Origin of the sequence: Virgibacillus oceani, from assembly GCF_041521345.1 — a bacterium.
Taxonomy (GTDB): Bacteria; Bacillota; Bacilli; order Bacillales; family Amphibacillaceae; genus Virgibacillus_N; species Virgibacillus_N oceani_A.
On the sequence record NZ_JBGOHB010000016.1, the window covers coordinates 26,730 to 40,373 of the forward strand.

The 13,644-nt window shown below is 39.5% G+C and carries 12 protein-coding genes and 1 riboswitch; of the genes, 5 read left to right on the forward strand and 7 right to left on the reverse strand.

Going from position 1 to position 13,644, the window contains the following annotated elements; all coding sequences use genetic code 11:
* Positions 1 to 220: 220 nt before the first annotated feature.
* The 3 genes from ACDX78_RS12755 to ACDX78_RS12765 all read right to left on the reverse strand — a co-directional run bounded on the left by ACDX78_RS12755 (position 221) and on the right by ACDX78_RS12765 (position 2,831).
* Positions 221 to 994 (reverse strand): ABC transporter permease, encoded by a 774-nt coding sequence (locus ACDX78_RS12755; protein ID WP_486028430.1) that lies wholly within the window; start codon positions 992 to 994, stop codon positions 221 to 223.
* Positions 991 to 1,986, reverse strand: coding sequence for an ATP-binding cassette domain-containing protein (locus tag ACDX78_RS12760; RefSeq protein ID WP_486028432.1), 996 nt, complete (start codon positions 1,984 to 1,986; stop codon positions 991 to 993). The genes ACDX78_RS12755 and ACDX78_RS12760 overlap by 4 nt, the downstream gene beginning before the upstream one ends.
* 86 nt (positions 1,987 to 2,072) lie before the next feature.
* Positions 2,073 to 2,831 (reverse strand): MerR family transcriptional regulator, encoded by a 759-nt coding sequence (locus tag ACDX78_RS12765; protein WP_486028434.1) that lies wholly within the window; start codon positions 2,829 to 2,831, stop codon positions 2,073 to 2,075.
* A gap of 627 nt (positions 2,832 to 3,458) precedes the next feature.
* Between ACDX78_RS12765 and ACDX78_RS12770 the strand changes: the two genes are divergently transcribed.
* The 4 genes from ACDX78_RS12770 (at position 3,459) to glnA (ending at position 8,014) form a co-directional block, all read left to right on the forward strand.
* A complete protein-coding gene (locus ACDX78_RS12770; RefSeq protein ID WP_486028436.1) occupies positions 3,459 to 4,247 on the forward strand; it encodes a helix-turn-helix domain-containing protein in 789 nt (262 codons plus the stop codon).
* A 275-nt stretch (positions 4,248 to 4,522) separates the two neighbouring features.
* A complete protein-coding gene (locus ACDX78_RS12775) occupies positions 4,523 to 5,764 on the forward strand; it encodes an LL-diaminopimelate aminotransferase (protein WP_486028438.1) in 1,242 nt (413 codons plus the stop codon).
* Between the two features lie 15 nt (positions 5,765 to 5,779).
* Positions 5,780 to 6,661, forward strand: coding sequence for a diaminopimelate epimerase (dapF, locus tag ACDX78_RS12780; RefSeq protein ID WP_486028440.1), 882 nt, complete (start codon positions 5,780 to 5,782; stop codon positions 6,659 to 6,661).
* Between the two features lie 27 nt (positions 6,662 to 6,688).
* Positions 6,689 to 8,014, forward strand: coding sequence for a type I glutamate--ammonia ligase (gene glnA, locus ACDX78_RS12785; protein WP_486028441.1), 1,326 nt, complete (start codon positions 6,689 to 6,691; stop codon positions 8,012 to 8,014).
* Positions 8,015 to 8,091: 77 nt separating this feature from the next.
* Here glnA and ACDX78_RS12790 read toward each other — a convergent pair whose 3' ends face one another.
* The 4 genes from ACDX78_RS12790 to ACDX78_RS12805 form a co-directional block, all read right to left on the reverse strand.
* Positions 8,092 to 8,634 carry a phosphoribosyltransferase family protein gene (locus ACDX78_RS12790; RefSeq protein WP_486028443.1) on the reverse strand — a complete coding sequence of 181 codons (543 nt, stop codon included), beginning with the start codon at positions 8,632 to 8,634 and terminating at the stop codon, positions 8,092 to 8,094.
* Between the two features lie 16 nt (positions 8,635 to 8,650).
* Positions 8,651 to 9,721, reverse strand: a complete 1,071-nt coding sequence (locus ACDX78_RS12795; RefSeq protein ID WP_486028445.1) for an NCS2 family permease — start codon at positions 9,719 to 9,721, stop codon at positions 8,651 to 8,653.
* A gap of 72 nt (positions 9,722 to 9,793) precedes the next feature.
* Positions 9,794 to 9,896, reverse strand: a riboswitch (purine riboswitch).
* A gap of 136 nt (positions 9,897 to 10,032) precedes the next feature.
* Positions 10,033 to 10,977 carry a glycerophosphodiester phosphodiesterase family protein gene (locus ACDX78_RS12800; RefSeq protein ID WP_486028446.1) on the reverse strand — a complete coding sequence of 315 codons (945 nt, stop codon included), beginning with the start codon at positions 10,975 to 10,977 and terminating at the stop codon, positions 10,033 to 10,035.
* 98 nt (positions 10,978 to 11,075) lie between these two features.
* Positions 11,076 to 12,419 (reverse strand): MATE family efflux transporter, encoded by a 1,344-nt coding sequence (locus tag ACDX78_RS12805; protein WP_486028448.1) that lies wholly within the window; start codon positions 12,417 to 12,419, stop codon positions 11,076 to 11,078.
* A 406-nt stretch (positions 12,420 to 12,825) separates the two neighbouring features.
* Between ACDX78_RS12805 and ACDX78_RS12810 the strand changes: the two genes are divergently transcribed.
* Positions 12,826 to 13,638, forward strand: coding sequence for a DUF899 domain-containing protein (locus ACDX78_RS12810; protein WP_486028450.1), 813 nt, complete (start codon positions 12,826 to 12,828; stop codon positions 13,636 to 13,638).
* Positions 13,639 to 13,644 lie beyond the last annotated feature (6 nt).

Sequence of the window (13,644 nt, forward strand, 5' to 3'; positions counted from 1 at the left end):
AGTGTAATCTATTATTATAGTAAGCTTTATACGGTCGGAGAAAAATACAGGGACGTATTGATGTCCCTGTATTTTATAATTAAATAAACGTTTGTTTTAATTATAACTTCAAATTACTATTGCATATATGGATGTTGGAGATTCAAAGTACAATACTCGGAAAGCTGGATACATCAAGTTTCCATGCGAATGTTAAAGTTTTACCCTTGCTGTTTGGTTATTATATTGATTTCTGATACCTGCCAAAAGCCAGCGTTGCCAGCAGAATGGAAATAATTACGAAAGCCATCAGGTACCCTAAATGTGTCAGTATTAACCCCCAATCCATATTGGCGGTGATTGCTTCCTGTCCTGCTTGGCCCGCCCAGTTAACTGGGTTGAAATGTGCCAAATGGTTAATCCAGTCCGGTACGAGATCCATCGGCATAAATAAACCGGATATGAACATGAGCGGCATGGTTGCAAAGCCTGATATGGCCATTAGCCCCTGTTCATTTTTCACCAGTAAAGCTACTGCAATGGACAGTGCTCCGAATCCGAGTCCAACCATTACTCCGCAAGCAATCAGGATAAAGATACCTATAAATCCGCCTGAAAATTCAGCGCCAAGAATCATAGAGAGCAGAATCATAATCAGGGCTTGAATGACCATGGTGACAGCATTTTGTGCTAAAGGACCAAGGATTAAGGCACTTCGTTTTGCCGGTGAAACAAGAAAACGGCTAAGTACACCCTGGCTATGGTCTCCGATCATGCCCATACCTGCATAACTCCCTGCCATTAATGTACTCATGACAACGATTCCCGGTGCAAGAAATGTAAGATAAGAGTCAGTGCTAAAACCTGGAATGTTAATAATATTGCTAAATAGGGAACTGAAGAGCAGTAGCCAAACGATTGGTTGAATTAAATTCATGAAAATAACAAATGGCATACGTGAAATATTTTGCAGATGCCGAAGTGTGATAAACCAGGAGTGACTAAGAATGTTCATTCATGCTCCTCCTTTTTAAAATCGCTTAATGTTTTTCCTGTATAGTGCAAATAGACATCATCCAATGTTGGTCGTGAGATTACAGTTGAATTGACGTTTATACCTGATTTCTCCAGCACTCCTAAAATTACGGGCATGAGCTGAGTGCCATCATTCACCCTTAAATAAAGCGATTTTTTTTCTTCTATAATTTCATGAATATTTTCTATTCCATGAAGGATTTGCTTCATGTTTACATGAGAATCGGTTTCTGTCAATTCAATTTGCAGGACATCTCCATGCAAATCACCTTTTAACTCCTCAGGACTTCCTTCAACAACTACTTTTCCTTCATCGATAATAACCAATTGATCAGCAAGAAAATCAGCTTCTTCCAGATAATGAGTTGTTAATAAAACAGTCAGGTCATCATCCTTTGTTAATTGCTGGATGGTATGCCATAAGGCAGAACGTGCTTCCGGATCTAATCCTGTTGTTGGTTCATCAAGAAACAGGATCTGGGGATGGTGAATAATACCCATAGCTATATCCAGTTTACGCTGCATGCCACCGGAATAAGTGCGGGCAACCCGGTTTGCTGCATCTGCTAATCCAAAACGTTCCAGTAATTCGGATACACGTTGTTTAAGCTTTTGGCCGCGAAGTCCATACAATTTTCCCTGTAGTGTAAGATTTTCTCGTCCTGTACTTAGTAAATCCACACCTGATTTTTGGGCAACACTGCCAATTGTTAACCGTACCTCCTCCGCATGGCGAACAACATCCTTTCCGGCAATCTGAATAGTTCCATCATCAGGTTTGGTAAGGGTTGTCATCATTTTAACAGCAGTTGATTTACCAGCACCATTTGGTCCAAGTAAACTGAAAATAGCACCTTGTTTTACTGAAAATGTTATTCCATTCAATGCGTTGATTTTTCCAGCATATGATTTTGTCAAATTTTTTATATCGATCGCTATTGATTGGGTTATTTCTTTTTCAGAATGACTCACATTGTTTTCCTCCTATCTGTTGCTATTGTGCTTATTTATTCTTTGACATGGAATGATCTATAAAGAAGTTGATTCATCTATACGGGTTATTTATCCGTATTTTTGCTTGAATTTTGCTCTTTATATAGCTCGCCAACAGCTTTTTCAATAAATTCAATAACATCAGACTCGAGAGGGTAGCTACCTATTGGGTTATTATTATTTTTGATTTCTCCCCAGGACTTATCCCGAAGTTCTTCATTGTCTGCAAACATGGAGGTTACCTGATCCATCCACCTTTTTGCTATTGATTGTGCGATTTCTGATGAGGGCTCCTGATCCAAGTTGATCTTGACTTCTTTAATGAGTTCCATCCATACTTGAACTTTCTCGTCATCTTCACCCAAACGTGGCAAATTTTCTAACGCATTTTGCTCTTCTTGTGTAAAGTGATCGTCCAAATAGCGTTGCGCAGTATTGTTATTTTCTTGATACAAGTTCATGACCTTGGTAACCAAGTTCCAATTCAATTCCTCTTCTAACGTCATTGATTGCAGAATAGCACGAATTGCTTTTTCAATATTGTTCATCCGCTCTTTTTCACTTTTAATAAACTGAAGTTGGATCTCAAGGGATTCTTCCATTGTGTGGTTCATCGTGCCTAGCATTTGTTTGATTGTATCGAGTGAATATCCCATAAATTTCAACGCAGTAATCTGCTGTAATTTTGCAACTTCATTTTTGCCATATAGTCGATTTCCTCCATCCGTTTTTTTTGTTGGCTTTAACAAGCTGATCTCATCATAATACTGCAGTGTACGGACAGTGACTTTTCCCATCTGTGCAAATTCTCCAATGGTATACATTCTAACCGCCTCCTAAATGCTTTTACTAAATCATTGTAAAGTATCACGTTGCGTCGTATTCAAGTATAATTTTCTCTGGCAGGGAGATGACTTAAAAATTCGTTTTTACTTGTGACTGTCATATATATTATTTTCACTAAATGCTGGCACCTGTTATTTTGATTAAGCTAATCCTGGAATAAATATCTTTGCTATAATAGAGTAAATACAGAAAAGAGAAATGGTATAGCCAGTTCTGTTTTTTGGAGTGTAAACATGGTACCTAAAAAATGTTAGAATTTTTATCTTGCCAAGTTAATTCTTTATATTGTGATTATACAGTTATTAAGCAGAGGTGAAAACGCATGAGATGCGGAGCAAAATGCTTTCATGTAGAAATAGGTGAAAAAAGGTGGTAAACCTGTTAATGCCAGAACACCTGCTGAAGCAAGAAAGACCGTTCGAAAAAAATATGGGGCACAGACACCTATTTCATCTGTAAAAGATAGAAAAAACATCAGTTGATTTATTGGTGTGTTGAAACTCAATCCATTCCATAAATCATGATTCTTTTCTATTGACATTTACACATTGGTCAAGAAAAATTAAAATAATATAGTAGATTTCTCATTTTAGGAGGTGACTTGGATGCTGTATTTGAATCCAGATGATTTTTTATTGAAACCAGCCTTAGGCACCATTCATTGTGAACCGAACTGGAAATGGAGAAAAAGAGATAAGCCTATGCCTAATTATGATTTATTTTATGTTTGGAATGGGGAAGGTACTGTAAAACTAAACCAAAAGTCATATAAGGTAGGAAAAGGCCATTGCTTTTTGTTCCGGCCGGGTGATGAGACAGAAGCAACCCACAACCCCCAGGATCCTCTCGTGTTAACGTATATTCATTTTGATATAGCTGAAGCAGCCCAACCCATCCCATCCCCCAATCGCATTATTGAAAACACGATTAGTTTTGAATCATTATTAACCCAGTACGTTCGTTTGTTTTTAGTAGAGACATATGGTGCGGAAACGGAAGGGAAGTTAATATTAAAGCAACTAATGATTCATTTGTTAAGAGAAGAACAAGAAAAAGAAGAGGATTTGAATGCTGTAAGCAATAATTTAACAGAAACGATTCGGGAAATAGCCAATTATATTAAGCAGCACCCGGGAAAGCCGCATACGATTGAAAGTTTATCCGCACGTGCCAACCTTTCCCAGCGATATTTTTCTCAAAAGTTTAAGGAAATCATAGGACACACGGTGAAATCCTATATTGTTCTGTCCCGTATAAAACGTGCAGAACATTTACTGCATTTCACCGGGATGACGGTAACGGAAGCGGCAAATGCCCTTGGGTATAATGATTTACACTTTTTCAGTAGACAATTTAAACAGTATACTGGTAAAAACCCTTCTGAAATAAGATGAAAAAATAGAAACTGGTTGTCATGGACTTTAGAAATTCCCAGGGCAACCTTTTTTATTTTTGCATGTTTTTCCTCATTTGGCAAAAAAGTATAAACCAGCCACAAAGGCTAGGAAGAAAATAAAATCAATTACCAACGTTTTTTTATGTTTATTCATGTTTTTTTTTAGAAGTGTGAAAAAATACAAATGTTCTTCCAAAAACTCTAAATACATTTGGCTTTCTAAGCGTTATGATGAAGAACTAGAAGAAGACACTAAAATATGGAGGGGTGAAGGTGTTGAAAAAGGATTATATACAACATCTATTTGCAGACAGAATAGGTGGGGCACAATTTGGCATGAAGGATGAAATTTATAAATTTGAAAAAATAAAAAGGGCGAAGAGGGAAGCGTTGCAGCAAAATCCTGATAAACAATTAATTGATCTTGGGGTCGGTGAACCAGATGCTATGGCAGATGATATGGTCGTTAGAAAGCTAGCTGAAGAAGCAAACAAAACAGAAAACCGCTTTTATGCTGATAACGGAGTACAGGAATTTAAGCAAGCTGCAGCCTCATATATGAAAGAAGTGTTTGGGGTGGAAGGTCTTGACCCTGAAACAGAGATCAATCATGCCATTGGTTCAAAATCAGCATTGGCCATGATCCCAACAGCATTTATTAATCCTGGTGATATTACCATCATGCCTTCGCCGAACTATCCGGCTTTAGGTACCCATACGAAATATCTGGACGGAGAAGTCATCCATGTACCGCTCTTGGAGCAAAATTCTTTTCTGCCAGAGCTGAATACATTGTCTGAAAGTGTACTGAAGAAGTCTAAATTACTTTATTTAAACTATCCGAATAACCCAACAGGCGCTGTAGCAAACAAAGAATTTTTTGAAGAGGTAGTGCATTTTGCTGAAAAACATGAGCTTGTTGTTGTGCATGATGCTGCTTATGCTGCACTGGTTTTTGATGGAGAAAAACCGCTTAGTTTCTTGTCAGTCCCAGGAGCGAAGGAGGTTGGCATAGAACTGCATTCTTTATCCAAATCCTTCAACATGACAGGGTGGCGTATCGGTTTTATTGCGGGTAATTCCAAACTGGTTTCTGCTTTTGCAGCGGTAAAGGATAATTATGATTCCGGTCAGTTTATTCCAATTCAAAAAGCGGCATCCTATGCTTTAGCTCACCCTGATATAACGGAGCAAACTGTTGTGAAATATGCACGGCGTCATGACCATTTATCCACCATATTGCAAGAATGCGGATTTACTGTCAATAAACCAAAAGGCTCCTTTTTCTTATATACAAAGATTCCAAAAGCAGTAGAAAATGGTCCAGCATTTCATTCGGCAGAAGCATTCAGTCAATATTTAATTAACGAGTATTTAATTTCGACTGTTCCATGGGATGATGCCGGTCCATACGTGCGATTTTCAGTTACTTTTCAAGCCGATGGATTGGAAAAGGAACAGCAAATTTTTGATGATATAAGAAAAAGGCTATCCACTTCCAAATTCATCTTTTAAGGGGGAAACAGAGAGATGATATTTACTAAAATGCATGGTTTGGGCAATAATTACATCATTTTTAATCAGCTGGACAATCCGGACAATATACTGGAAGAAGAGCAATATCCACCGCTTTCGAGAAAAGTGTCAGACGTTAATTTTGGAATTGGTTCCGATGGTATTATTCTTATCTGCCTGTCGGATATAGCTGATTTTAAAATGAGGATTTTTAATGAAGATGGTTCTGAGGCAAAAAATTGTGGGAATGGCCTGCGCTGTGTCTCAAAGTTCCTCCTTGATCGTAAGTATGCAAGGAAGCCTCGCTTTACGATTGAAACATTAGGTGGGGTTGTCCGTGTCGAGGCAGAGGTGGGACCGGATAAAAAACAATGGGTGAAATACGTTAACGTGGATATGGGGAAGCCGCAATTATTAAAAGGCATGATTCCTATGGAAGGTGATCCACTCAAAACCGCAATTAATGAATCCCATATATTTGGTGAAAAGGAGTATCAACTGACCTCCGTCTCGATGGGCAACCCGCATGCGATCATTTTTGTTGATGAAGTAAATGAATTTCCGTTAGAGGAAATTGGGCCTGTCATAGAACAGGCGAGTCTATTCCCTGATCGAGTGAACGTAGGAATTGTTCAAGTTAAAGGACCTCAGGAGATGGATTACCGTGTATGGGAAAGAGGGTCGGGCATCACAATGGCATGCGGCACGGGTGCCTGTGCTGCAGTAGTTGCTGGTACTATGAATCAATTGCTTGATGAATATGAGCCAATAACCGTTCATCTCCCTGGAGGAGATTTGACTATAACATGGGATGAGCAGGGGCATGTATGGAAAAGAGGAGAAGCTGCCTATATATGTGACGGTGAATGGGATTTTCAACAAGCTGTTTCAACCTAAAAAAGTAATTTGAGGAGAGTGAAGAATATGAACAGAGAAGGCATAATAAGAAGGGTTGAGGAAGAAAATGTCCGTTTTATTCGTTTGCAATTTACAGATCTGTTTGGAACGGTAAAAAATGTTGAAATTCCAGTCAGTCAGTTACCGAAAGCCTTGGATAACAAAATGATGTTTGATGGTTCATCCATTGAGGGATTTGTTCGAATTGAAGAATCAGATATGTATTTATACCCTGACCTCGATACGTTCGTTATATTTCCATGGACAGCAGAAAAAGGGAAAGTAGGCAGATTGATCTGTGATATTTATCATCCCGATGGCACTCCATTTGAAGGAGACCCCCGCAGTAATTTGAAAGAGGTTTTAAAAAAGATGGAGGAACTGGGATTTACCAGTTTCAACGTTGGCCCTGAACCTGAATTCTTCTTATTCAAACTTGATGAAAGAGGTGAACCAACCCTTGAATTAAATGATCATGGTGGTTATTTTGATCTTGCACCAACCGATTTGGGGGAAAATTGCAGGCGCGATATTGTATTGGAATTAGAAGAAATGGGCTTTGAAATTGAGGCCTCACACCATGAAGTTGCACCAGGTCAGCATGAAATAGACTTTAAATATCAGGATGCCCTGAGAGCTTGTGATGATATTCAAACCTTTAAATTGGTTGTAAAAACGATTGCCCGTAAGCATGGTCTGCTGGCAACTTTTATGCCAAAGCCATTATTCGGTGTCAATGGATCAGGCATGCACTGTAATTTAAGCTTATTTAAGGGAAAAGAGAACACGTTTTATGATCCTAATGGGACGTTGGAGATCAGTGATACAGCGAGAAACTTTCTGGCAGGAATATTACAACATGCACCGAATTTTACAGCCATTACAAATCCAACTGTGAATTCTTATAAAAGATTGGTTCCAGGGTATGAGGCGCCATGTTATGTAGCGTGGTCGGGTAGAAATAGAAGCCCGCTTCTCCGTGTTCCAGCTTCACGGGGATTGAGCACCCGTGTAGAAGTTCGGAGCGTGGACCCTTCTGCAAACCCTTATATGGCAATGGCTGTACTTTTGGCTTCCGGATTGGATGGGATAGAGAATAACTTAATCGCTCCAGAACCAGTAGATGAAAATATTTATGATATGGATAAAGAGCAACGCAGGGAAAATGGTGTTATTGATCTGCCGGCTACATTGGCACAAGCTCTTGAATTACTGCAGTCAGATGATATTGTTGTAAAAGCTTTAGGAGACCATTTGTTTAAGCGTTTTGTAGAATCAAAAGAAATCGAATGGGATATGTTCCGTACTCAAGTGCACGCATGGGAACGCGAGCAATATATAACACAGTATTGAGTAAACTGTATATATAAAGGAAAAACCCTTTAAGAAAACTATTTTCTTAAAGGGTTTTTATGACCATAGGAAATGATTTAGTCTCTACTGAAAATCGGCAGTTTTTCAAGGAACAAGATATCATCCCGTTCTGCAGCATCTCCTTCAGCAAGTATTGCTGCTTTTGCAACAACTTTTCCTCCTGCCTTTTTGACCAATTCCTCAAGCGCTTTTATAGATTCTCCAGTACTGATCACATCATCAATTAATGCTATTCGTTTATCCTGAATGCTTCCCACATCCACCTCATCTAGACACAGGATTTGCGAAGACTGTGTAGTAATGGAATGAACTTCATATGTTAATGGATTCTTCATATAAGGTTTTACACTTTTCCTGGCTACGACATAGTTTTTCATATTTAACACTTTGGACAGCTCATGCACGAAAGGAATCCCTTTTGCCTCAGCTGTAACAAGAATATCCGTTTCCGGCAGTTTATTTGCCAATAACGGGGCTGCGGCTGAGACCAATTCCGTATCTCCCAAAATGACAAAGCTGGCTATTTTTATATCTTCGTTTACAGGTATTACGGGTAAATGCCGAGTAACCCCTGCAACGTTAAGTTCATAGGTTTTCATTTATTATACCTCCATTTTAAACGCCGAATATTCCCAGTAAAAATTGCATGATTACACCTGCAAGCATTCCTAAAAATGGATCGGCTATTGCTGTTACCACCATTGTTATGCCACCAATCAGACTGGAACCAGGTGCGTCACCTGTAAGTGCTGCTTCTGCATTCCCTGGCAGTGTAACAATAGCCCCCAATACAAACAGGAAGCCAACAATGGAGGCGCTAGGCACATATTTACCAATTTTGGGTAATAATTTAAAAAATAAGATGGCTGCCATGATTAGCATCATGATTACACCAGATAATACAGCATGAGGAGCACTGGCGGTGGCTGAAATAACCACTTCAACCGGTCCCCCGCCGAATAAGGCTGATGCCATATCTGCCAAACTGCTTATAATCGTAATGCTGTCCACATTGACATCCGCTTCAGCTATATCTGCATTAATTTTACCAAAAGCTATATTGGCACCAATATTTAAACATGCCAAGGCTAGCGCTCCGCGAATAACCATGGGGTTTAACGTCAGTTTTTGCAGCTTGATTTTATCTTCTTTTACATGATCGGCAACACTGGTATTGTCTTTTTTTATAAAAAAATAAATAACACTGGATAAAATAACCGATATGGTTATGGTGTAGATGAGGTCGCCTGTTGCCATATATACAATAAGTGCACTGAATAAAGATGATATTCCTACAACACGGTCGTTTTTTGACATGTCCCAGGCTACTTTTGAAAGCATAATTCCAACGCCCGCCATCATGCCATTGGTAATAACCGGTCCGACCCATGCAATAATTCCTTCCATTAAACCAAATAAGCCAATAATAAGCATAATGAGTGCACCGAAGAATATCATAGATAACCGTTCACGAAGATTTTTTCCCATCGTACCGGCAACCGTAATGGTTTCTGCCTGGTATGAAATAACGGCTACATTGCTAGTTAGGGTGTTACCGAATGCTCCGATAATAAAGGCAAGTGCTGTTGGCACAGAGGCAAAACCGAAAGTCATAGCTAATAACCCTTGCGGCAAACCGTTAAGCACACCGCTTATTGCTGCAAGTAAATCTTTTATGATGTCCATCTGACTGCTCCCTTTTTCCCCCGAAAAATGAAAAGTGCTTTAAAAACAAAAAAAGCCATCCACTGAACGGCTTTTGGAAGAAGCACCGTCCATAGTAGAGTAATTTACGGTTACTCTGTAGAGACTCCCGATCCATATTACCGGGATTATACGAGGCGTTTTTATGAATACACGAACGATATTAACATAAAATCTATTATTGTTCAACTTAATTACTTAAAATCTATTTTAGGTTTAATTAAAACGCAATAAAAAACTTAAAACACGAACAAAGAAGGTGAGCTTCTGAAAATTGTACTTTTCATCAAATTTTACCTTTCATCCAATAATTCCATCAATAAATCAGGCCGGTCTGTCATAATTCCGTCAGCTCCCAATTCAATCAGTTCCTCCATAATCTTCGGGTCGTTAATCGTCCAATAATGCACATCCATCCCGCGTCGATTTGCACCGTGAATGATTTTACTGTCCATCAGGTTTATATTGCTGTCTTCTGTCGGAATTTGAAGGGCGTGCACATTTTGCTGGTACAATCCATTTAAAAATAATTTATGAAAAATGACGAAATACGTTATTTCACCTCGACCGCCACTGACAAGCGCTTCCCCGTCGGATATTTCCATTACAATGTCAATAATTGCTTGATCAAAGCTGGCTATAATGACGTTTTCTTCCAAATCATAGCTTTGAGTAAGATTCCAAAGTTTTTCGCTCATTTCCTCATATAGTTCCGGATCATTGGTATCTTTAATTTCAATATTGTAAAGCATTTCAGGGTCATTGATTGCTTCAAAAACATCTTCTACGGTTGGAACAATAACCCCTGTGCCACGGTAGCTATACGCTTCATCTAAATCCAGAAAAGAGTATGCTGCATCAAACTCCTGTATTTCTTCCAGTGTCATATCATTGACTCTTCCGGTACCATCCGTTGTCCGGTCGATTGTCGGATCATGAATAGAGACCAGATGACCATTTGCTGTCATATGTATATCAAATTCAAGGACATCCACGCCTAATTCATATGCATTTATAAAAGCTGCCAAGGTATTCGATGGGGCCAGATGATTTCCTCCTCCATGAGCAATGACGAGGGGTCTGTCACTATCAAATTTATGAAGATCCGTATTTTCCTGGACAGGAAAAAAGTAGATTAAAAGCCAGGCAACGGTGATTATGCCCAAACTCCAGCCAAGCATATTCCATCTTTTTTTCTTTTTTTGATAGACTTGATCTATTGTTTGTCCAGTATTCAAAACATTCACCCTCCACCTGGATTAATTATAATCTACTCCTTTCTTGGGTTCAAAGTATTTTTTTAATATATCTTATGAAATTTTGTGGTTCAATGTCATCAATTTTTCAGTCGGGCAAATTCCCGATGTCTCCGAACATAAAGAAAAACGGTTACCATAACAACGAATTCGGCAAGCGGTATGGAAAGCCATACGCCATGTACACCTAAAACTAGTGGCAAGACAAGGATGAAAATCATCATAAAAATAATCTCCCTTGCAGCAGTAATCCAGGTAGCCATCCGTATTTGGGCAATAGATTGGAAATAACTCATCATCACAAAGTTGATCCCCATAAAGAGGTAGGCAATAAAGAATAACCGTATACCTGTAGTCGCCAGATCTACAACTTCTTGCTCGAAATCGCCGAAAATAGCAACAATCTGTTGTGCGCCAAACTGACCAATTAGAAAAGCAGCAACCCCTGCAATAATCGCTGTCCCTAAGGCTAACTTCATTGTTTCCCTTATTCTATCTGGCATTTTTGCTCCATGAAAATAACTCACAAGAGGCTGTACAGCTGCACCCATTCCAAGAAATAACATGAGCATGACACTATGCACATAATTCAGTACAGAAAATGCAGCCACACCAACTGTTCCTGCCATTCGTGCCAACGTAACATTATAAGCGACGGTAAAAACGGAAATACCTACTTCGCTTAAAAAACTTGGAAAGCCAACCGTCATCGTATTTTTAAACAATGGGAGGTGAAAGCGAAACGCAATAAAGCGCAAGTGATTTGCTTTTTTAAAAAAGTGCGTAATCATTACAAGCACGCCAAGAACAGCGGCAAGGATCGTTCCAGCCGCTACAGCAGCTACCCCTAAATTTAATACATATAAAATATAATAGTTAATGACGATATTGGAAACAGCCGTAATTATTAAAGCAATCATTGCTAAATTTGGGTTTTGATCGTTCCGTATAAAGGTACTTAATGCGTTTTCTGCGGTCAGAATAAAACCAAAAAACAGCATCACCCTTAAATAATCATTGGCAAAAGGAAAGGTTTCTTCATTTGCCCCAAGCATATAGGTAAGCGGCTCGTTAAAAATCAAAGACGTCAATCCGATTACAATGGTAAATCCGGCAATTAAAATAATGGAATGCGTAAAAATAAACTGTGCTCGTTTTACATCCCTTGCCCCCATTGCTTGAGAAAATAGAGTAGCACCTCCTATTCCGATCCAGAGTGACATAGCAACTAAAATGGTATAGACCGGAGAAGCGATCCCCACTCCCGCCAATGCTGTTGCCCCGAGCCGATTGCCGACCATGACACCGTCTATCACGATATTCAATGCCATAATCATCATCCCGATTAAAGACGGTATTAAATATTTCATAAAGATACGGCCGACTGGCTCTATATGTAAAAAATCTGATTGATTTGTTGTCATGCTTATTCTCCCCCATCTTATGTCATTGTAATTCCGTCCCAGAAAACCTCACAAAACGGATCTTCTTTCCAGCATGATTATTCGTCAGAAAAAATATAGCAGGGTTAGATTATTAATGCAAAAATGGTGTGGTATATTTTAAATAAATAGCATCCAGAACATCATTTGTATTCCTATCCATCATTATTTGAGGGGAATTGCTTGTCTTAAATTCTTTTCTAGCTAGCAGGTAAACATTGCTTTAAATGCTTATTGATTGCTATGTTGAACAAAATAAATAGGGCATTCGCCTTCAAAATCTTGGGTTTAGTTTCAGTGTTTGAGGAAATAATTTTAGCAATCGAGAAGAAATCCATATTCATTGTGTGTGATAAACTTAAGAAAACAAAACCAGGGAGAAGATTGTATGAAAAAGTCGCAAAGTCGTTTGCAGCTACCAAACGTCGTGTCACGAGAAGCATGGCTAGTCGCTCGTAAGGAACTGCTGGCCAAAGAGAAGGAATTCACCAGGGAACGGGATACGCTGAACGCCGAGCGTCGTCGACTCCCAATGGTAGAAATTAATAAGGACTATATCTTAGAAGGTCCGCATGGTATGACCAGGTTGCTTGATCTGTTTGAAGAACGTTCTCAGCTTATCGTGCATCACTTTATGTTTGATCCCGATTGGGAAGCAGGTTGCCCGGCTTGCTCATTGGCTGCGGATAATATGGGTCATCTTGCGCATCTGCATGCACGCAACACGTCACTGGCTCTGATCTCCCGAGCACGGTTTCCCAAGCTCCAACGCTACAAGGAGCGCATGGGGTGGAATATTCCTTGGTACTCATCCTACGATAGTGACTTCAACTATGATTTTCATGTTACGCTGGACGAATCCGTCGCTCCGATTGAATACAACTATTTGACCAAAGATGAACTTGTTCAGAAGGGAGTACCTGTTGATTCCGGACAGTCAATGGAAGTGCCTGGTATAAGCAGTTTTCTTCGCGATGGCGAAAGAATTTTTCACACGTATACGACTTACGCCCGTGGAACAGACCTGCTGCTTGGTAATTTCAACTACCTTGATTTAACAGCTCTTGGCAGGCAGGAGGACTGGGAACAGCCACCCGGACGCAGTGACGGAAATGGTCAGACATGGCTCCGGCGTCACGATGAATATGATCACGCTGAGAAGTCGGACGCTTGTTGCCGAGGGGGAAAGGGTGATTTGTAATTAATG